This is a genomic window from Zwartia panacis (assembly GCF_030410395.1).
GTDB classification, from domain to species: domain Bacteria; phylum Pseudomonadota; class Gammaproteobacteria; order Burkholderiales; family Burkholderiaceae_B; genus Zwartia; species Zwartia panacis.
In genome coordinates, this window is sequence record NZ_JAUHHF010000012.1 from 1 (window position 1) to 21,582 (window position 21,582).

Consider the following 21,582-nt stretch of genomic DNA (forward strand, 5'->3'; position numbering starts at 1 on the left):
TATTATCGGTGTCGGTATTTGAGAAAACTGAGCTTTCAAGCGCCTTTCAGGGCGATACACTCACATCTGATTTACTCGACTCCGCTAACCAATTGAATTTATTCGGAAATTAACCGGACGCTACTGATTTTAATTAAAAAATAAAAAATTTGATTACATTGGATCGCTGAAGTCGGTTGCATAATTAGAGGTGATTTAAGAATGGATTTGGGAGAGAAAATGTCTTCAAGGAATGAACCGATCGAGACGAGGTGCGCTAAGTCCCCAATAACTACGCACGATTCAATCGCAAAAATGGTTACAAAGACAAATGGCAAGAGGGTTGCAATCGTTCAGTCGAACTACATTCCATGGAAAGGCTACTTCGACATGATTGCATCAGTAGACGAATTCATTCTGTATGATGATGTGCAGTTTACAAAAAACGATTGGCGCAACAGGAATAAAATCAAAACTTCGACCGGCGCTCAATGGCTGACTATCCCAGTGTTTCATAGCATCACTGACCGCATTAAAGATGTGAAAATCTCGCAATCAAATTGGAATGTCAAGCACTGGAAAACGCTACAGCATAATTATAAGAAGGCTGCCGCATTTGCAGATACTTGCGACTTTCTTGGTGATTTATATGCCCGAGCAAAGTACTGTTACATTAGCGAAATAAATTATTTTTTTATTTACGAAATTAGTCGATTTTTAGGAATAGACACTAAAATATCATGGGCTTCTGATTATTCTTACGAAGGCGACAAATCGATGAGGGTTCTTTCCCTCTGTAAAGCGGCTAAGGGAGATACATATTTATCGGGGTCTTCAGCTCAGTCATATCTTGATTTAGAGTTATTCAAAAGTGAGGCGATCTCGATTGAATGGATGGATTATGCGTGTTATCGAACATACCACCAATTGCACGGCGATTTTGATCATCGTGTCTCAATAGTAGATCTAATTTTGCATACAGGGAAAAGTGCTCCCGATTTTATGAAGCATGCAAAGCATGACAACCAAGATAAAATTATGAGTTTGCAATGTCAATAAAGTCTGAGTCCAAAAATATTGTAATTGCCGGAGCGGGCATTCCCGGCCTTATGATTGCCTTACGATTGGTGAACACCAAACCGGATAGTCGAATCGTTGTTTTCGATCGCGCGGCAGAGGTTGGTGGAGTTTACGCAACCATAAATTATGCCAATGGCCGCGTATTTGATCATGGCATGCATATTATCTACGAGTCCTGCTGCCCTGAGATTGATGATTTATATTTGGAAATCATGCCGGCTGATGATTGGCACATATTGGAGCAAAATCATAAAGATATTGCTGGGGCCTTTTTTCGCGGGAAATTGCAAACTCATTCTCACTACGTAGACCTGCGCTCATATCCCGATGACCAGCAGCGCGAGTTCATGGGAAGTGTAATGCAGGCTGTATCAATGCAAACGGTCCCTGCCACAGAGTCCTGCGAGGATTTACTAATAGCTCAATTTGGATCCGAGGTGGTGAGGGCAGTTCACGACCCCCTACTGAACTCGCTGTACGGGATGTCTTCCAGGGATTTAGCACAGCTTGCTGTGCGCTTAACCGCCCTCGAGAGGGTTTGCTTGTTCGATGCTCCGACTACCCTAGAGCTTATGAAGTCTGACCCGCTTCGAGCCCGCGTAGCATATCCGGACCAGATAAATCTACCGCCTTATCGAACCAACTCGCAAAAGGGGTTATACCCGAAGCAGTTTGGTATGGGGAATTTTGTAGATCGATTAAAACAACTTCTGCTATCGCGTGGAGTTGAGATAAAGACTGGAGCCAACCTAAAGCAGGTGCACTGCAATGACGGTTGTGTAGAGTCTGTAACCCTATCGTTCGACGCTCTCTCGGATGAGCATATTTTTGCTGACGCCCTAATTTGGACAGTCGGTTGGCCAGCTCTTGCCCATGCTTTAAAAGTAAACACCCAGAACCTACCGTCAAAACCTAAAGGCAAGAGAAAGATCGTCTTCGCGAACCTAGTATTTGACCGCATGCCACAGATGGATCGGCTCTATTACTTTTACTGTTATGACGCTGGTTTCGCTACATTCCGTGTAACCAATTACAGCAACTATTGCCCTGCAGCTTGTGCAGACGGCACATTTCCCGTCTGCGTGGAGCTATGGCCTGAGCGTCTAGGAGATGAATTGAGAAGCGCCACTGATGAGCAGTTGCTTGACTTATCCCTAAAGGAGTTAAAAGCTTTTGGCGTCATAGGGAACCACCAATTACTGTTTGGTCAGATTCATCGAGACGCCGCTGAGTTTCCATTGCCAAGTCTTGATAACGCGAGACAACTGCAGCAATTGCGAAATAAGGTGGAGGAAACTCTACCGAACAATATTGTTGTGACGGGCCTGCTGGCCGAGCCGAGCTTATTTTTTCTGCCCGACATCCTAAAGGATGCCTTTAAAAAAATAGCAAAACTATAGGTGTTCTATCATATGCAAAACATCAAAATTGCTCAGCTTCCTTTCTACTGGCGACTTGTTAGCCGTGAGGAAAAAGTCGATGGCATAGTTGACAGTAAATATCCTTTTTCTTTTGACTTCAATCGCGAGCTAGGACTAGTGATACAACGACGTGATACTCAGGTCCTTGCTGCTCTAGAAAAAATCTATCAGCTAGGTCATAACATAGGCTATTTGCAGGATGCGAATGAGCTTGCGCGCCCTTACGGTACGGATTTCATTCGTTACCTTAATAACGTTCTGGTTAAGAATGTAAACATCCGCCGTATTCTTGAGATCGGGTGTGGTGGATGCGTTGTGCTAGCTGATCTCAAGAACCGCGGCTTCGACGTACTGGGAATCGACTCCAGTCCCTTCGCTGCCTTAGAGGGGACAAAAAAGGGAGTAGAGGTGCTGACAGACTTTTTTCCAAGTCAGCGGATCGAAGGAACTTACGATCTTATATTTCATGTGGACGTACTTGAGCACATCGAAGATCCTGTTTCGTTCCTGAAGCATCACTACACCCGACTTAACGACAACGGCTTGGTGGTTGTAAATGTTCCTGACGCCACTGAAAGCATTCAACTTGGTGACATTTCCATGGCGATGCATCAACACCTGAATTACTTCACGTTAAAGTCGCTAGCACGCACACTGCAAGCAGCTGATTTTGAAGTGGTTTCAGTGGACAAAGCTAAATACGGTGGCTCACTTTACGCTATTGGCCGACGTAGGGCCCAAACTTCACACGCAGCAAATGTCTATGCTAGGTTCCATGAAGAGGTTTATGAAGCTTTTATTGCTAAAGCAATTAAAATGGTCGACGCCATGCGCAGCCTGATTAAAGAAATCACGAGCAATTCAGAAAATACTCTGGGGTTCTACGTGCCGCTGCGAAGTCTTCCCTATATCGCCACATTACAAATTCACTATCCTTTTAGATTTTTTGACGATACCCCTCACTGGCATCATCGAGAATTCGATGGCGTAGACGTAAGAGTTGAAAATTTTGAGGACCTGAGGGCACGGCCAGTAACCCACATCATTATTATGAGTTTAACTTTTGATCATATTATTCGTAAAAAAATTCATGCTGAATTTGGAGAAACGATCCAAGTGATGTCACTATCAGAAGTCGCTCATCGCACAAACCAATGAATAAACCAATCAAGCCCGAGTTATCGATTGTCGCAACAATTTATAACGGCGAAACCGTTATACCTAGTCTTGTTCAGCGCATCATTAAAGCTGTTTCAACTATGGGTATTTCTTTTGATATTCTACTTGTTGACGATGGGAGCACTGATAACTCGGCCTTCGTACTTGAGTCTGAGGCCTTGGCCAATTCGAGTGTGCAAGTCTTGATATTGAGTAGAAACTTTGGTCAACAAATTGCAATGAGCGCTGGGGTTGCGCATGCTCGTGGCAAACACGTACTCATTATGGACGGCGATTTGCAAAACCCTCCGGAAGCTATTCCCGAATTGTATGCAAAGGCTCTAGAGGGATATGACGTTGTATACACGACTGCCAGAGTTCGTAACAACTGGATTGACCAACTAACTTCATGGTTGTTTTGGAGATTTCTGAACCAAATTGCAAATATGCAGGTTGTCCGAAACCAGCTCATGATGCGCATAATGTCAGAGAGGGTCGTTGAGCACTACAAACGTTATCCAGAACGAATTCGTACGGTTGCAGCTATTAGCCACGACATCGGTATGAAAACATCTGTAATTGAAGTTAAAAATGAGCGAAGAGTCGCAGGAAAAAGTAACTACAGTACGCTAAAGCGATTAAACCTAGCCATTGATGTCATCTTCGACTTTTCAAATCATCCGTTGAATGTACTTTTTTATACCGGATTAGTCATAATGCTAGCTACTGGTTTGTTGGGATTGGCTTACCTATATTCGTACTTAACCTACGATGTGTTGCCTGGTTTCACAACCCTAGTATTGCTTGTAATGTTTTTTGGAAGTAGCAATTTAATCACATTAGGCTTGTTAGCCAGATACATTGCAAACATCTACACCGAGGTTAAACAACGACCACTCTTCATTGTTCGACAACATATAAACCTGCCTCAAGAGTAGAAAATTAGCGCGTAATCTCTTTACATATACATGTCTCGATAATCAAGATTTAAATTTTCCACTATTTAAAGGCTACAAAATACTCTTTACGATACGGACAATCGTGCAAAGTCCTGACAGTCAAAAGTGCCAAAATCTCTTTCAAATAAGCGCAAAGCATGCGAAAGAGTGAAAAGATTCCAAGGTTCGAGCTCACCCCAACCATTAATAATCTAATCTAGTGCGCTTATAGGGCGCCTTTATTCTGTGCAAAAGAGGCCAAACCTGAGTGCATTTAGAGACTAACCTTTAGAGCGATAAACACTTAGCTCACACGTCACGATGGAGCAAAAATTGAACTGTCAGTTTTATCAACGCTACAACTTCTGGGCTATCCTAGTTGTCTGCCTTGCAAGCGGTATTTCACTGTGGCAGGGGTTTTACTCCATTGACCCCCATCATTGGGGGTTAATGTTAAGCAATACCAAAGACCTGCTCAATGGACTTGCCCCCTATCGCGATATTTCCATTAATTACGGAATTCTCACGCCAATTATTCAAGGAACTCTGTTCAAACTCACTTCGCAAAGTCTTATTTCGATCCAGGTTGCTACTGTTGCTTGTTATGCCGTAGGCTTATGGGTCTTATTTCGACTAGCATTTAGCTTAACGCAAGACTCAAGACTTTCTTTTTATGTTTTGTGCAGTTGTGTCCTCATTCATCCGATCGTAATCTATCCGTGGCCTAACTACATTGCTTTTCCATTCTTGATGGGTGGAATTTTTTATGCGGTCAAAAATAATCCAACTAAAATCGAATGCTTCATAAGTGGTGCTCTTTTTTCTTTAGCTGCGCTGGCACGAGCAGAATATTTGATTGTGGCGATCGCTATTTTTTTTATAGCACCTATTATTGATTTATTTACAAAGCGCACTACTTTGCCTAACCGTGCTGTACAACTTTTCTTTTCATTGAGCGGTTTTCTTCTTCCATTAAGTATCTTTGGCATTTATTTGAGCACTAATAATTTAGTCGAATATTGGTTTGGTCTAGCTTGGACTTTACCGTTCGATGCAACACCGAAGCTTTTTCAACACATGAGTGGTTTTAGTGTTTTTAATAGCTTTTTCAAGTCAGCAGTATTAGGTTTATCTCAACTGAATTTACGGTTAATCGTTATTTATTTGATGATTCTGATCAACATCATCTTCTGTCTAACGTATTTCTTTAAGCGTTCTAGTCTGTCTAACCAAGCTAGCTTAGTTAAGACTTCTATCCTGTCCCTGCTTTGTTTAGGCCAAGTATTGCATCTAACTGAAATATTCAGAGTTGCAACGGGCTCTATCATCGGTCTTGTAGTTGTATACGTCTTGCTCAAAAAAGTAAAGTTAGACCAAATATTTTTTATATTAACTAGTATCGTTTTTATTTTTATCTTGCCTCCTACCACTGCAGATTCTGGCAATTACTTTGCCCCCTCAAAACAAACGGTATCGACTGCAAAAATGGTACACGAACCCGCAATTTTTAAGTACCAACTTTGGCCCGAGCCTGTAACCAAGTACTACACCCAATTATCAAATGACATGGCATCGATCAAAAACCTAAATTGTGGTGTGAAATATCACTTTAACTATTCAATCGACGTGTTTCTACACGTCATCAGTCCATTTAAAAAGTATCAAGTTCTGCCGTTTGATCAACCCTTAATGTACCCAGCTTTTAAGACGATCCGTCCTGATTTTTTACCCATTGAAGAAAAGCAAAAAGATCTCGATATCATGATAATGCGCTTGTTCCCGAATGAAGAGGTCGAATCATTTGTCGCTCCGGAGGGCTACTTAATTTATAAAAAATATCTAACCCCTTCTATGGCATTTATCCCAGTTGATCACACACTTATGTTGATGGTGCCAGAGACATGTCTTGTTAAGTAGCTCAGGAGGTCACTACCATTACAACGCACAAATCGACTCAAGTTTTTGAGTGTGACTCAGTAGTCTTTACAATATCGGCATATTTCGTAATCCGTTGCACTCTTCCGTTATCGATTTCGATAATTTGAGAACAGTTTTGCAGAGTGGTGATCCGATGTGCGACGCTAATTATTGTTAAGTCTGTTGATAATGCTTCTAAAGCAGACATTACGCTCGCCTCAGTTTCGTTATCGAGCGCGCTTGTTGCCTCATCAAAGATGATCACGTCAGCTTTTTTGTAAAGAGCACGGGCAATGCCAATTCTTTGCCGTTGCCCGCCAGAAAGCCTAACACCTCGTTCGCCAACCATCGTGTTGTAACCATCGGGCCACGATTCTATCGAAGTTGCTAATTGTGCCTGACGGGCACTTAGCCTTACCCGTTCGATATCTATTTGATCTAAAGGAACACCAAACGCGATATTAGCCGCTACCGAGGTATCCGCCAGAAAAATGACTTGAGGGACGTGGGCGATATGGGCTTGCCAAGAACGGTAATTTGAGGCGGTAATCGCTTGATTATCAATACGCAGCTCTCCCTCCGTTGGAATCAGGAGACCCATTAATACATCCAATATGGTGCTCTTTCCGCTTCCTGTCGAACCGATAATACCTACCCTTGCTCCCTTGGGTATAGCGAAACTAATACCTTCTAATACATTTTTATTTTGAGTGGGATAACGAAAAGATACTGTGTTGAGCACGATTTGTTTATCAAACGGTAGCGGCTTAGGAGTAATCTCATCCGCATGAGCAGGTAGCGGCTGCTCCAACAGCTCTATCGCATCTTCAAGCAAAGCTTGACCGCCTTTCATGCCAGACCAACTTGAATAAGACTGCTGCAAGATAGGAAGTAGACGCTGCGCACCCAAGGCTAAGGCACCTAGCAAAGGAACAGCGCCCGCGACACCCTCGGCCCGACTCGCGAGTGCATACGCGAGAAAAGCGATCAACACAATGCCGAGCGCTTCAATTGCAAAGCGTGGGCTATTACTGATAATACTGATATTCGCTTGGGATGCACGAAAAGACATATCTGCTTTTTTATAAATATCACAATAAACATTTTGTGTACCATCAAGTAAGACGTCTCTAATCCCACCCAAACCCTCTTGTAAAGCTTTAATAACCTGGGCAGAAGATTCGTTCAGTCGGTCGCCCTCGCGTTTAAGCTTTTTCTTAACAAAGAAAATGACGCACCCGTAAATAGCACCAAACCCCACAAATGCGGCCAATGCGACAGTGGGTTGTAAAGCGATCAAAGTTGAAATGATCGCAACGAGCATCAAAAATGAGCTTGCTAACACCAAAACAGGCACAATGGCACAATGCACTACATTACTCGCCTTGCCTGAAATGCCCGCGATTAACTCGCTACTATTCCGAGAGATTTGCACCATGTAGGGCTGATAGAGGCTGCGTCGGTAAATGCTTATGCTAAGGTCGGCACCCACGCTATGACTAATCCGCGTCTGCGCCCAAAGTAATAACAACCTTAGGCCACCTGAGATCACGGCAGCGGCAGAAAATAGTATTGTCAAAGGCAACAAAAGATTTTGGGGGTCTGTAATATTTGCATATTGCGCAACTGCGCGAACAAAATCAACTTCAAATAACCTCTCAGGCGCGGTTAGAACAGCCAAAAAGGGCAGTATTGCCCCGATACTGATCATTTCCGCTAACGAGCAAACGATCATTAGTAAAAACAGTACTGAAAACTGCTTTCGCCTTTTGTCAGTAATATGCGGCCACAAGCGCTTTAAAAGGTTTAATAATGACGTGTTGGTAGGATTTAGCATTACACAGTGCCCTAGGTTTAGCGCAGACTCAAGCAAAAGACAATCATTGCTTGATGGGTTTAGTTTAACAGGCGAGTTCCGCCAACGTTAATGGCATCACAATGCAAATAAATTTTTTTACCGTTTCTTTGCCGGAAAACATACCGACGCTAAAAGTATCACTTGAGCAGCTCAATAATTTTTATCAGTCGCCACCCTTTACTATTATCTGCCCTGACGTTTCAGCGCATCTATTTATTGAAAGCCTTGCTAAATTTGATAATATTCAAATTTTGTGTGAATCTTCGATATTAGACCTATCGGATTTTAAGAAGCATGTTAGTCAATATCTCACGTCGCTTAATTCCCCCACTGAGATACATAATCGACTCAGTTGGTATTATCAGCAAGCATTAAAACTAGCTTTTTTAATGAGCCAACCACTCAGATGTTTTCCCCTCGTCATGTGGGATGCCGATACAATTCCAGTAGAAAAGATTAGGTTTTTTAATAATAATCATTCAATCTTGTACGGATCGGCACTTGAGTTTCATCTCCCATACTTTCAAACGATGCAGAAAATATACGGAGTGCTTCCCCAAAGATTTTCGGCTTTCACGATTCAATTTTTCACATGTACCGATCAAGAATTGCTATGTCTTCGTGAGCGTCTCCAGCAATTCCTGCCACAACCAGAAAACGCTTCGGTCGCTGAATGGGTGTCCCAAATTATCATTCAAAGTGTTTACAATACTCATCAGACTTTTGAAGGATCTCTTTTCAGCGAGCAAGAACTTGTAGGTCTGTCTCACATGTTAGCGAACGGTGAACGACAGCGCACCCTGACTTACCTTCGTTGGGGATTTAGTGGTCTCGTCAGTTCTAGGCAAATGCGTTTAATAAAACTATTAGGTTTTAAACATATTACCTTTGAAAATGTAGAAAATATTTTATATAAAAAACAAGGCTGGATCTCTTTATTAATTTTTATTGCCAAACAGATTTATCGACAAAGGTTGCGACCCCTTATCGCGCCAATATCCAGGTAACTAGATGTCTCAGACCCGTAATATGTTGTTGACGCGAATTAAGAGTCTCTTAAAAAAAATCCCGTTTCTGATTGCTATTAAACGGCACCTCTGGCTGGGCACGTACAAGTTGGCGAAAATAGTCTTTGCCGTCCTCAGGTCAGCAATTTGGGCGCCGCTTTTTCGTACTCACACACTACGTGAATTGGTGTTCGACACAACACCGACTTCGGATTTGTTGTTGGCGAATACTGGAAAAGAGGTCTTTGTGATTTCAGCACAAGACCGATCCATCAGCAGAATGATCTATTCGCGAGGAGTCAAAGACTTTGAGAGCGTAGAGCGTGTCGTTAAACTACTGGCACCAACACATCAAAAAAAGCTGCTTATTGATATTGGTGCCAATATTGGTACGATTTGCATACCCGCCGTGAAACGCGAGTTTTTTAAATATGCAATCGCAGTCGAGCCAGAGCCGTTCAATTTCTCTTTGCTACAAACCAATATCCACCTCAATGGATTGGCTAAAGAAATTACCACTCACAATATTGCGCTTGGAGAAAGTGCAAATCAAGAAATACTTTTTGAATTGTCAGAGACCAATTTCGGTGATCATCGGATACGAACTTCAGATAAAGCAGGACTCCATGGCGAAAGCACAAGAAAAACTGTTTCAGTAAAGTCTGAACGCTTTGACGATTTATTTCCTAACCTAGACCCAAATGAGACCTTGATTTGGATAGATACCCAAGGGTACGAGGGTTATATCTTAGCGGGGGCAAGTTTGAATTTAGTAAAGAATATTCCCCTTGTTGTCGAGTTTTGGCCTTATGGAATGAATCGAAGCGGCTCGTTTCCAGCATTGAAAGCTTCTTTACTCGGCAAAGGATACACTTCATTTTATGATCTTGAGACCCAAGACGGTCCGTTGCCTTTGACAGAAGAAAACCTTCAGAATTTGTATACCAAAATTGGTATCACGAGTGGCTTTACTGACCTGTTGATTATTTAATCATGCCACTAACTGACGCTTGCGCGATCGTTAAAGACGCCTCCGCTTTCAGCTTACCTAGCGATAAGACACCACCATTAGTTTTTGTTTGGCTGGGGGATAAGTTTCCTGGCTGGCTTTCTACTGCCTTAGCCATGAACAGTAAGCTTTGCGGAATCTCGTGCATTTTGATTTCGAGCAAATTGGCAGGACGTCTGCCGTCAGTTGAGCAGCAAATATTTATTGAAGATTTTTATACGCCACCGCGTGAATTGAATGTACAAATGGGAAACGTGAGCCCAAAGTTTCGGGACGGCTTTTGGATTAAGACAACCGAGCGTTTTTTTGTCCTTGAACAATTTATGGACAAATTCTCTTGCCCAGCCTTGTTTCACGCAGAACTCGACAATCTTATCTTTGATGTGTCGTCGCTGGCACCAAAATTAGACTCTTTCGGGAAAGGGGTCTTTTGTCCTCGCGACGCGTTGGATCGTGGCATTGCTTCACTTGTTTACATCAACGAAGTAGATGCCTTGAGAGATATGCTCTTACAGCTATCGCAGAACTCTACACTTTTTGCGAACGACATGGTGCTCTTGGGTCACATGCTCCAATATTCAACTAAGTTTTTTTCGCTACCAACTGAGAATGCATTTAATAAAGGAACGTGCCCAGGCTGGTCTTCACTAAGCGTTGATAAGCTCGGGGGGATCTTTGATGCTGCTGCATTAGGTCAGTATCTTTTTGGAATTGATCCAAAAAATAGTGGCGTGTTTTTATTTAACTTTTTTGAAAACGAAAATAAGGGTTGCAACTTAAGTCAGCTTAAATTCACCCCAAAGTTTGCAGATCGTAAGTTTTCAATTACGAACCGAGAGCACGATCTTACTTTTAATGTCTACAATCTACACATTCATAGCAAGCAGTTTTTGCAGTTACAAGACCCGGGACGCTTTAATGACGTATTAAAAAAGGCAAACATGGGCGAAAAAAGCCTGATAGCCATTAATATTTTGCAAAATAGACTGTTTAAATCAATCCAATCCAGACTAATGCGATAGGCAACTGGTCGTTTTCACAGTTATTGAGTTAACACTATTTCTTACTTCGAGATTTATTATATTTAAAGGTTTAACTTATTTAATGAACTCAGTTGCCATAAAAATCCTCCGACGTCTCGGTGTTCTTGGTATCACAGCGTCACTGTTGCGTGGCAGAGTTTCTATCTCAGGCAGGCTCAAGGCTGACACTTATCCAAACATCAATGCCTTAATCGACGAGCATTTTACAAAGTTTTCGACTCCCGATCATCCTTGTAAAGCGACGCTGACCCTGGCACTAGAGCTGTTAAATGAACAACCTGCTTTGATTGCCGAAACGGGCTCATCTGCCTGGGGCACTAACAGCACATTGCTGCTTGATTCTTATTGCAACAGTTTTGGTGGAGCCTGCTACAGCGTCGACATTAGACTTGAACCAATGCTTCAGTTGCAATACATCACATCGAACCGAACACGTATGTACTGTGATGACTCGGTCGCATTTTTAAAAAACCTAACATTACCCAGCGATAGTGCAAAGATTGATCTGCTTTACCTCGACTCTTGGGACGTAAATTGGGCTGACCCGATGCCCAGTGCCATTCATGGTCTTAATGAGTTTTTAGCCGCAATGCCCAAACTGAAGCCAGGCTCACTCGTTCTGATTGATGACACGCCCAGGGATCTAGCGAATGCGACAAAAGCCCATCCAGGTGTCGCCAGAGATTTTCAAGCATTTTTCGATAGATTCGGATTTGCACCGGGCAAAGGTGCTCTCGTGAAGCAAATGATCCAATCAACGGGTCGCGGCGAGGTACTAGCCCACAAATATCAACTTTTACTTCGACTATGAAGGTAATTCCTCGTATTCTTGGTGGGCTAGGTAACCAGCTGTTCTCTTATTGCGCAGCGCGGCGCTTAGCTCTCGCAAATAACGCTGAGCTCGTGCTGGATAACGTAAGTGGATTTCGCTACGATCTCGAATATCAGCAGAAGTACCAGTTAGATCACTTTCATATACAGGCCCGTTGTGCCACTGCTGCCGAGCGACTTGAACCGTTCTCACGCATTCGCCGTTATATCAAGAGAAGAGTCAGTCGCAAATCTTCGTTTGAAGAGCGTCATTATATTCAACAAGAAAGTAACGATTTTGAACCTAGACTATTACAAGTGAAGTTGTCGAATACTGTTTACCTTGAGGGATACTGGCAAAGTGAGGGCTACTTCAAGGATATTGAGCCAATCATTCGATCAGACCTGAAAATTATTTCGCCTAATGACTCTGTTAATTTGTGCATGGCAGCGCAAATACAAAACTGCGTTGCAGTAGCTGTTCACGTCAGATTTTTCGATGCTCCGACCAGTTTGAGCGGCAACAATGCACCTCATGAATACTACAACAAAGCAATTTCCATGATTGAGGCGTTTGTACCGAATGCGCATTACTTTTTATTCTCTGACAATCCAACCGCGGCGCGAGCGTTGATCGCATTGCCCGATACAAAAATCACGCTCGTCGCACATAATCGCGGTGACGCTAACGCATATGCTGACCTATGGTTGATGTCGCTTTGCAAGCATTTCATTATCGCCAACAGCACTTTTAGTTGGTGGGGTGCCTGGCTCGCTGAGCACGAGAATAAAAAGATTTTTGCCCCAAGTTTACAAATTCGTGAGGGTAAAACTGCATGGGGGTTTAATGGACTGTTGCCAGCCAGCTGGATAAAAGTCTAGGCCCTCTATCGAGTTACATATCATTATGCCCAGAATCTCGATCATTATGGCGTGTCACAACGCTGAACAATTTGTTGGCGAAGCAATAGAGAGCGTTCTTTCTCAAACCTTTACCGATTTTGAATTGATATTTATCGACGACTGTTCGATAGATCAAAGTTTGGCGATTGCGCGCTCGGTTGCCAAAGGAGACGTTCGGGTAAAAATTCACGCGAACCTGCAAAACGTTGGCGCAAGTGCTACGCGAAACCTAGCGTTCGGTTTAGCTACAGGTGAGTGGTTGGCAGTTTTGGATGCTGACGACGTGTTTATGCCAACAAAGTTAGAAAAACAAATCGCTGCCATCGATAATGGCGATCCCCAACTGGTGTTGCTAGGCACAGGTTGCCACATCATTGATCGAAATAACAAAATCCAATCAATCCATCTATATCCAACAAGTTCGGCAGCACTAAAAAATCGCCTGATTGGACACGTACCTTTTCCACCGCACTCGTCACTCATGTACCGGGCTTCGACCGTCAAAGCGCTCCATGGATTTAATGTACGGTTTTCACATGCAGAGGACTTAGATCTTTGGCTTCGTTTACGCAATCACGGGGCATTTGCCTGCCTCAAAGAGCCTCTAATTAAATATCGTATCCATGAAAATAATGCATCAAGCTTTGCTGAAAGAAAAGGCTATATTCATTTAGACTACGCGACGGCAGCTAGCGTATGCGAATTACTCAGAAATCAAGGCCTGCTTGATCCATCCAGCTCGAAGGATGAAACTATTTGGAATGACTTTTTAGCGTACATCAGCCATCAAGTTAAGCTTTCAAAAATGATTGAATATAGAGATTGGAAAAAATCATGGCGCTCTGCCGAGTCTATGTATAGACCAAAGTCAGTTCAATACTTAAGTTTACTTAAACAAGCTTTGATTCATCCATTTAATATGTTGAGACTGATGCGGGAGCACATCGATGGCAATCAGGTCGCATCGACCAGTTTCAAAAACTGGGTACGCAAATCCCTGCAATGAGAGTCTTGCTCTTTAGTCAATATTTGGGCGAGAGAATCTAAAGGCGACCGGCAGTGTCAGGCGTATCGCCCTGCTGAGAGTTGTTGCAGGGGTTGTAAGCTGGAATTATCCTAAAAGCGATAGTAATCGTCCCTGAAAAAAGTTCGATGTTGAACTGGCTCTGCTCTGACTAGTTTTAACTCCCGCTAAGAAAGGGAAAATTTACTTACCATGATTGATACAGAAAAATTTACGATTACTCTGAACAATGGTGTTGCATTCACCTGCAAGAAGAACGTTAGCCTTTTGGATGCCGCCGCTGCTGCTGGTGTGGCATTTCCGTATAGCTGTCGCACTGGAAGATGCAGCAGTTGTAAATGCAAAGTGCTTTCAGGTGATACAGATTGCTTAACTGCTGAGCTAGGGTTAACCGAACAGGAAGTATCAAGTGGTTGGGTCCTGGCTTGCGTCAGAACAGCACTCTCAGACCTGATGCTTGTTGCGAATACCGTTGAGGATTTCGACATCCCAGCACCTCAGACCTTGCCTTGTCGAATCCATGATATTAAGAACTTGGCTCCGGACGTATTGAGTGTGAAATTAAGATTGCCACCATCTGCAGATTTCAAATTTCTCCCAGGGCAATACGTAGATGTCATCGGTCCCGGAGGTAAGCGCCGAAGTTATTCATTAGCAAACTCCTACGCAACTGACAAGATTCTTGAGTTACATATTCGGTCAGTGAATGATGGACTTTTTAGTGCTTATTGGTTTGAAACGGCGAAAGTTAATGATCTCTTACGCCTTCATGGCCCATCAGGAACATTTTTTTTACGAGGAGTTAAGGGAAAGGAGCTTGTATTTTTGGCAACGGGAACGGGAATTGCACCCGTCACGTCGATTTTGGGAGGTTTATATGAGTTGCCCCCCGAAGATTGGCCAGAAACTGTGAGCGTTTACTGGGGAGGGCGATCCAGTGCTGACCTTTATTTTAATCTCGATTTTCAATTCAAATTAATTAGCTTTATCCCCGTTTTATCAAGACCTGAATCTTCTTGGGTAGGGGAAGTAGGATATGTTCAGGATGTATTGCTCAGTAAGCGTAGCGATCTATCTAATATGATGGTGTACGCATGTGGAAGTAACGCAATGATTAAATCAGCGGAAGCTAAACTTAGTGCAGCTGGCCTGCGTGAAGGATGTTTTATGTCGGATGCATTTGTGTGCTCAGCTAGGCCTTAATTCAAAGGATACTTATGAAAGCTGTAATTCTTGCGGGCGGTCTTGGAACAAGATTAAGCGAAGAAACCTCTGCTCGCCCGAAGCCAATGGTTGAAATTGGCGGCAAGCCTATCCTTTGGCACATTATGAAAATGTACTCACAGCATGGGGTAAATGACTTCGTGATTTGCTGTGGTTATAAGGGATATGTAATAAAGGAATATTTTGCTAACTATTTTCTTCATACGTCCGATATAACCTTTGATATGCGTAACAATCGGATGGAAGTGCACCAAAAAAGAGCTGAACCTTGGAACATCACATTAGTCGATACAGGCGATGAATCGATGACTGGTGGACGTCTCCGCCGTGTGGCCGAATACGTTCGCGAAGATGACGCATTTTGTTTTACGTATGGCGATGGAGTAAGTGACGTTGACATCACTTCCTTAATTGGATTTCACAAGAATCATGGAAAGTCAGCGACCTTAACTGCAACTTTTCCGCCGGGACGCTTCGGAGCATTGGATATCACTGATAACCAAGTTAAACGTTTTATGGAAAAACCGAAAGGTGATGGAGGCATGATCAATGGTGGCTTCTTCGTACTTTCACCTCGAGTATTAGATTATCTAGAGAACGATGCAACTGTTTGGGAGCAACAACCTCTCCAGCGCTTAGCAACTGGCGGAGAGCTGATGGCGTTTGAGCATCACGGCTTTTGGCAGCCTATGGATACCCTGCGAGATAAAACCTATTTGGAAGAACTTTGGGCTACTGGTAGTGCGCCATGGAAGACATGGGAATGAACATCGTTGCACAAACCGATCCAGCATTTTGGCGGGAAAAAAGGGTTTTATTAACTGGTCATACAGGCTTTAAAGGAAGTTGGTTGAGCCTATGGCTTCAATCCTTCGGAGTTATCTTGCGTGGCATTGCACTTCCACCTCCGACGGTTCCGTCACTCTTTGAATCCGCTCGAGTATACGAAGGAATGGAACATCGTATTGTTGATATACGTGATTTTTATGCTGTGAAGTCAGAGTTTGATGAGTTCAAACCTGAAATCGTGATTCATATGGCTGCTCAGCCGTTGGTGAGAACGTCCTATCAGCAGCCAATCGAGACCTATGCTACGAATGTGATGGGTACAGTACACGTCCTCGAGGCAGCACGACACTGCCGTTCCGTAAAAGCCATTGTCAACATCACTACAGATAAATGCTACGAGAACCGTGAATGGATATGGGGGTATCGCGAGAACGAGCCTATGGGGGGGCATGATCCCTACTCAAGTAGCAAGGGATGCGCGGAGTTGATAAGCGGAGCCTACCGCAGTTCTTTCCTCAAGGATGCTGGCATTGCAATGGCCACTGCACGCGCAGGGAACGTAATTGGGGGGGGAGACTGGGCGGCTGATAGACTAGTGCCTGACATTCTGCTTTCACTCATTAAAAACGAGCCTGTATTAATCCGTAATCCCCACGCTATTCGCCCCTGGCAGCACGTGCTTGAACCACTTTCCGGTTATTTACTGCTAGCAGAGCGACTTTACAGCGATGGGCAAAGAGATGCAGAAGGTTGGAATTTTGGCCCTCTCGATGAGGACGCGCGTCCTGTTCAGTGGATTGTTGACTATCTTTGTGAAAAGTGGAGTAAAGATGCAACTTGGAAGCTACAACCTGGCGATCATCCTCATGAGGCGAACTTTCTGAAATTGGATATTTCAAAAGCTCGACAGCGTCTTCATTGGGCTCCTCGATGGTCACTTGAGGCCGCACTAGACCACATTATTGACTGGCAGCAAGCTTGGCTATCAAAGGATGATGTCCGCGCAGTTTGTCTCAATCAAATTTCACTTTACGGATCAAAGCAATGACGACAACCTATGTGAACTTTCAGCCTCAGCTTGATAAGCTTCGTAACCAAATAACAGAGCTAGTTCAACAATACGCAGACATTGCTTACGCCCCTAAGACTTTCATCCCGGGAGAGAGCGTTGTGCCAGTATCTGGTAAGGTGATTGGCGCAAAAGAGCTGCAGCTTATGGTGGAAGCATCGCTAGACGGCTGGCTCACTACGGGTCGATTCAACGAAATGTTCGAGCAACGATTAGCAAAATTTTTAGGGATCAAGCACCTGATCACGGTCAATTCCGGCTCATCGGCTAATCTTGTTGCTTTCTCTACGCTAACCAGCCCAAAGCTAGGCGATCGCGCGATTAAGCAAGGTGATGAAGTGATTGGCGTTGCCGCCGGCTTTCCTACAACAGTTAATCCAATCATTCAGTTCGGGGCAGTGCCTGTCTTCGTCGATGTGGAGCTGGGGACGCATAACATTGATGCAACCAAAATCGAAGCGGCTATCACAAAGAAAACCAAGGCTATTATGTTAGCCCATAGCCTCGGTAACCCGTTCAATTTAGATGTGGTCACTGCGCTCTGCAAAAAGCACAACCTGTGGTTGGTCGAAGACTGCTGTGATGCCTTGGGTGCGACTTACAATGGGCAATTGGTCGGAACCTTTGGAGATATTGCTACATTGAGTTTCTATCCCGCTCACCATATCACCATGGGCGAAGGTGGGGCGGTGTTTACTAACAACGCCGAGTTGAAACTAATTGCAGAGTCTTTCCGGGATTGGGGTCGCGATTGTTACTGCCCACCAGGCAAGGATAACACCTGCAATAACCGCTTTTGTTGGACAAAGAAAGAACTGGGCGGAGACCTTCCTGACGGCTATGACCACAAATATACCTATAGTCATTTGGGTTACAACCTTAAAATTACCGATATGCAGGCGGCCTGTGCATTTGCTCAGATGGATCGGTTAGAAGAATTTATCTCAAAACGCCGCGCCAATTTCACTTACCTCAAGAGTCGTCTGATCAATGTCGGGCAGTTCCTTCACCTCCCGGAAACCACCCCAAAAAGCGAACCGTCTTGGTTTGGTTTCCCGCTGGTGCTTAAGGAAACGGCGGGTGTAAAGCGAACTGATCTGATAAACTTTCTGGATCAGAATAAGATCGGGACTCGCCTTCTTTTCGCAGGCAATCTAACTAAACAACCCTACATGGCAGGCCGCAACTTCCGTGTCAGCGGCGAGCTCACCAACACCGACATTGTTATGAATAACACCTTCTGGTTAGGGACCTTCCCTGGGTTGGATGAGCCACAGCTGGATTACATCGCGGATAAGCTGGAAGAGTTCTTCGGTTTGAACTTCTGAACCATGAGCGATAATCTTTTTTGGTTACGCCTCCCTATTGACGATCTCGACCGGGTTTTCAACGCAGTTGGTCCAAGGTGGGAGCGATTACGCGGCCAGCGATTGCTGCTGACTGGAGGCACGGGTTTCATCGGCAAGTGGCTACTCGCGACTTTCCTGCACGCGAACCAAAAACTGGCTCTGTCAGCACACATAGTTGTGCTTAGCCGGCGGCCAAAGGCATTTCTTGAAGAATTCCCCGAGCTTCACGACTCCAATGATGTTACTTGGCTGAGCGGCGATGTGCGAGATCTCGCGCCCGATGCCCCCGGTGACTGCAACTTCGCCATTCATGCAGCTACGGACGTCGCCACAACATGCACTCCGACCGATATCTTGGACTCCTGCATAGCTGGTACGCGCCGTGTTTTGGACTCGATGGTACGCGGCGCAACTGCGCGACGCCTACTGCTATTAAGTTCTGGAGCTATATACGGGCGCACACCACCTGAATTATCAGTCATTCCTGAAGAGTGGGCTGGAGCACCCGATCCACTGACGCCTGCTTCCGCTTACGGTGAGGGAAAGCGTATAAGTGAAATGCTTTGTGCAATGGCGGCTTCAGAGATACCAAATTTGGAGGTCTCGATAGCAAGGTGCTTCGCGTTCGTTGGGCCGTATCTGCCCCTCGATAAGCATTTTGCGATTGGTAACTTTATTAGTGCTGCATTGCGTGGAGAGGACATCCGCATTCAGGGTGACGGCACGCCACTGCGGACATATCTGTATGCGTCAGACCTTGCACACTGGCTATGGGTGATGCTATTCGACGCGCCGAGCGGCCGAGCCTTTAATGTCGGCGGTGTCGAAAGGCTATCGATTGGTGCTTTGGCGCATCGCGTCAACCGCACTTTGGGTAGCAATGTCGAGGTTCGGATTACTCAGACGCCCTGTCCAAGTATTGCGCCGCAGGCCTATGTGCCGTCGGTCGATCGAATTGCCGTCGAACTAGGTCTGGTCCCATCAGTTGGCTTAGACGATGCCATACTGCGCACGGCCCGTTGGGTCGGCCAAACCTCACGAGACTGATATGAATATTCTCAATATCGACAGCAGCGATTTAGCGCGCCGCATGCGTGTTCAGGCGCTGCAGATGGTACACCGCGCGAAGGCTTCCCATATCGGGTCAGCCCTCTCCATCTGCGACATCGTGGCCGTCCTGTACGCTCAAACACTCAAGCTAGCTCCACGTGAACCGACAGCACCTTGGCGCGACCGCTTTATCTTGAGCAAAGGCCACGCTTGTGTAGCCGTATACGCTGCATTGGCAGAAACTGGCTTCTTTCCCATCAAGGATCTACTAACCTACGGACAAGACCATTCGGCGCTAATGAACCATATCAGTCACAAAGTTTTGGGCGTTGAATTCTCGACTGGTTCGCTCGGCCATGGCTTACCCTTTGGTGCCGGCAAAGCACTGGCAGCAAAGCGGCTTAAACAGGACTGGCGCACCTTTGTACTACTTAGTGATGGTGAACTGGGAGAAGGATCGAACTGGGAGGCAATGATGTTCGCGGCCCATCATCATCTGAATAACCTTGTTGCAATCGTCGATTACAACAAGTTACAGAGTCTGACGACTGTAGACAAGACGCTACGGATAGAGCCTCTGGCCGACAAGGCCCGCGCATTCGGCTGGGCTGTCCACGAAGTTGATGGCCACGACCATCGCGCATTACGAAAGCTTTTCTCACAGCTCAACTTGAAGGCTGGCAAGCCCTCCTTCTTGATTGCCCACACAATAAAGGGCAAGGGCGTCAGCTTTATGGAGAATAGCGTCGAATGGCATTACAAATCACCGTCAACGGACCAGCTTGCTTTGGCACTGGGAGAGTTGAACCATGCGTAATGCCTTCATTCAGGAGTTAGTGCTGCTAGCACGCCAGCATCCAAAGATCGCACTGATCGTGGGCGACTTGGGCTATTCGGTTGTAGAGCCTTTCGCTGACGAATTCCCTCACCGCTTTATAAACGCAGGCGTCTCCGAGCAGAATATGACTGGATTAGCCGCCGGCATGGCATCAGAGGGCTATCATGTCTTTACCTACTCAATTGCTAACTTTCCCACCTTCCGCTGCGCAGAGCAGATCCGCAACGATGTGGCGTATCACAATCTACCGGTAACAATAGTAGCGGTGGGAGGCGGTTTGGCCTACGGTGCTTTAGGCTACTCACATCATGCAGTGCAGGACTACGCGCTAATGCGCACGCTTCCTAACATGCTAATCGCTGCGCCGGGTGATCCGATGGAGACCCGAGCCTGTATGCGCTATCTGGTCGAGAATCCAGGTCCTTCATACCTCCGCTTGGGTAAAGCTGGAGAGCCGTGCTTCCATGAACAGGTACCTGCTGTACAACCAGGTTTGTGGCTTGAAGTTTCACCTGGCAGCTCAGAAGCAACGTTCTTGACAACCGGCGCTACGCTCGCCCATGCGATTGAGCTCCAGAAAAAAACAGAGGGCACGCGTCCTGCCGTGCATTCGCTGCCACTTTGGAGCATGGAGAATAAACCGATGCAGGCACAACAGGTCACACGCTATAAGTACGTAACGACAATGGAGGATCATCTTTACGATGGTGGTTTTGGTTCGTGGTTGCTCGAGGCGGTCGCTAAAAATGGTGGTCCAACGGAACGACTCAAGATTGAGGCGCTTGATCCCCGCGTCTGTGGCACTGTGGGATCCCAAGCAGTGCTTAATCTTTATGGGGGGTTAAGCGAGTGACGGGTTAATCCTCCTCTTTTCAGAGTCGATCAAGGCAGAATCTATACGGCCAAGGTCAACCGCTGCTTTGCTGTTAATCCACCCAAGGATATATTAAGTCTGTCGTGATTACCCAAGACATCGACCAACCCTAGATTTGAGCACTGACATATTTAGGTCCGCTGTCGCAACAAGTAATCGATAGCTTACCTTGCCAAGTCATAGATTGTCTTAATACCCTAATCGCCCGCACTGGCAGCAGTAAGAGATCTACATCAAAGCAG

General features: G+C 45.1%; 19 protein-coding genes. 18 read left to right on the forward strand and 1 reads right to left on the reverse strand.

Translation table 11 applies throughout. The features are described from left to right. The first annotated feature begins 294 nt into the window (after positions 1-294). The 5 genes from QWY30_RS13430 to QWY30_RS13450 all read left to right on the forward strand — a co-directional run bounded on the left by QWY30_RS13430 (position 295) and on the right by QWY30_RS13450 (position 6,493). Positions 295-1,038, forward strand: a complete 744-nt coding sequence (locus tag QWY30_RS13430; protein WP_290241821.1) for a WbqC family protein — start codon at positions 295-297, stop codon at positions 1,036-1,038. Continuing rightward, the gene (locus QWY30_RS13435; protein WP_290241823.1) at positions 1,029-2,459 is read left to right on the forward strand and encodes a protoporphyrinogen/coproporphyrinogen oxidase; all 1,431 of its coding nucleotides are present in this window, start codon (positions 1,029-1,031) and stop codon (positions 2,457-2,459) included. Before QWY30_RS13430 ends, QWY30_RS13435 begins: the two co-directional genes overlap by 10 nt. A 12-nt stretch (positions 2,460-2,471) precedes the next feature. Then, positions 2,472-3,638 carry a class I SAM-dependent methyltransferase gene (locus tag QWY30_RS13440; protein WP_290241825.1) on the forward strand — a complete coding sequence of 389 codons (1,167 nt, stop codon included), beginning with the start codon at positions 2,472-2,474 and terminating at the stop codon, positions 3,636-3,638. Beyond that, positions 3,635-4,576, forward strand: coding sequence for a glycosyltransferase family 2 protein (locus QWY30_RS13445; RefSeq protein WP_290241826.1), 942 nt, complete (start codon positions 3,635-3,637; stop codon positions 4,574-4,576). Before QWY30_RS13440 ends, QWY30_RS13445 begins: the two co-directional genes overlap by 4 nt. 333 nt (positions 4,577-4,909) lie before the next feature. Next, positions 4,910-6,493 (forward strand): hypothetical protein, encoded by a 1,584-nt coding sequence (locus QWY30_RS13450; RefSeq protein WP_290241829.1) that lies wholly within the window; start codon positions 4,910-4,912, stop codon positions 6,491-6,493. Positions 6,494-6,530: 37 nt separating this feature from the next. Here QWY30_RS13450 and QWY30_RS13455 read toward each other — a convergent pair whose 3' ends face one another. Then, complete coding sequence (locus QWY30_RS13455; RefSeq protein WP_290241831.1) at positions 6,531-8,330, reverse strand: ABC transporter ATP-binding protein; 1,800 nt, start codon at positions 8,328-8,330, stop codon at positions 6,531-6,533. A gap of 101 nt (positions 8,331-8,431) precedes the next feature. On the opposite strand from QWY30_RS13455, the gene QWY30_RS13460 reads away from it, so the two are divergent. The 13 genes from QWY30_RS13460 (at position 8,432) to QWY30_RS13520 (ending at position 21,319) form a co-directional block, all read left to right on the forward strand. Further along, positions 8,432-9,358 (forward strand): hypothetical protein, encoded by a 927-nt coding sequence (locus QWY30_RS13460; protein WP_290241833.1) that lies wholly within the window; start codon positions 8,432-8,434, stop codon positions 9,356-9,358. A 4-nt stretch (positions 9,359-9,362) separates the two neighbouring features. Beyond that, on the forward strand, positions 9,363-10,349 hold the full coding sequence (locus QWY30_RS13465) for an FkbM family methyltransferase (protein WP_290241835.1): 987 nt from the start codon (positions 9,363-9,365) through the stop codon (positions 10,347-10,349). Positions 10,350-10,351: 2 nt separating this feature from the next. Next, positions 10,352-11,389 (forward strand): hypothetical protein, encoded by a 1,038-nt coding sequence (locus tag QWY30_RS13470; RefSeq protein WP_290241837.1) that lies wholly within the window; start codon positions 10,352-10,354, stop codon positions 11,387-11,389. An 82-nt stretch (positions 11,390-11,471) separates the two neighbouring features. Further along, positions 11,472-12,221, forward strand: a complete 750-nt coding sequence (locus QWY30_RS13475; RefSeq protein WP_290241839.1) for a class I SAM-dependent methyltransferase — start codon at positions 11,472-11,474, stop codon at positions 12,219-12,221. Then, entirely contained in the window at positions 12,218-13,102 is an 885-nt protein-coding gene (locus QWY30_RS13480; protein WP_290241840.1) for an alpha-1,2-fucosyltransferase, read from the forward strand. The genes QWY30_RS13475 and QWY30_RS13480 overlap by 4 nt, the downstream gene beginning before the upstream one ends. 25 nt (positions 13,103-13,127) lie before the next feature. Beyond that, complete coding sequence (locus QWY30_RS13485) at positions 13,128-14,129, forward strand: glycosyltransferase family 2 protein (protein WP_290241842.1); 1,002 nt, start codon at positions 13,128-13,130, stop codon at positions 14,127-14,129. Between the two features lie 210 nt (positions 14,130-14,339). After that, positions 14,340-15,350, forward strand: coding sequence for a 2Fe-2S iron-sulfur cluster-binding protein (locus QWY30_RS13490; protein ID WP_290241844.1), 1,011 nt, complete (start codon positions 14,340-14,342; stop codon positions 15,348-15,350). A 14-nt stretch (positions 15,351-15,364) separates the two neighbouring features. Further along, positions 15,365-16,138 carry a glucose-1-phosphate cytidylyltransferase gene (rfbF, locus tag QWY30_RS13495; RefSeq protein ID WP_290241845.1) on the forward strand — a complete coding sequence of 258 codons (774 nt, stop codon included), beginning with the start codon at positions 15,365-15,367 and terminating at the stop codon, positions 16,136-16,138. Then, positions 16,135-17,208, forward strand: a complete 1,074-nt coding sequence (gene rfbG, locus QWY30_RS13500) for a CDP-glucose 4,6-dehydratase (protein ID WP_290241846.1) — start codon at positions 16,135-16,137, stop codon at positions 17,206-17,208. Before rfbF ends, rfbG begins: the two co-directional genes overlap by 4 nt. Further along, on the forward strand, positions 17,205-18,557 hold the full coding sequence (gene rfbH / locus QWY30_RS13505) for a lipopolysaccharide biosynthesis protein RfbH (protein WP_290241847.1): 1,353 nt from the start codon (positions 17,205-17,207) through the stop codon (positions 18,555-18,557). Before rfbG ends, rfbH begins: the two co-directional genes overlap by 4 nt. 3 nt (positions 18,558-18,560) lie before the next feature. Continuing rightward, on the forward strand, positions 18,561-19,625 hold the full coding sequence (locus QWY30_RS13510; protein ID WP_290241848.1) for an NAD-dependent epimerase/dehydratase family protein: 1,065 nt from the start codon (positions 18,561-18,563) through the stop codon (positions 19,623-19,625). 1 nt (position 19,626) lies between these two features. Next, positions 19,627-20,445 (forward strand): transketolase, encoded by an 819-nt coding sequence (locus QWY30_RS13515; RefSeq protein ID WP_290241849.1) that lies wholly within the window; start codon positions 19,627-19,629, stop codon positions 20,443-20,445. Beyond that, the gene (locus tag QWY30_RS13520) at positions 20,438-21,319 is read left to right on the forward strand and encodes a transketolase family protein (RefSeq protein ID WP_290241850.1); all 882 of its coding nucleotides are present in this window, start codon (positions 20,438-20,440) and stop codon (positions 21,317-21,319) included. The genes QWY30_RS13515 and QWY30_RS13520 overlap by 8 nt, the downstream gene beginning before the upstream one ends. The last annotated feature ends 263 nt before the right edge of the window (positions 21,320-21,582 follow it).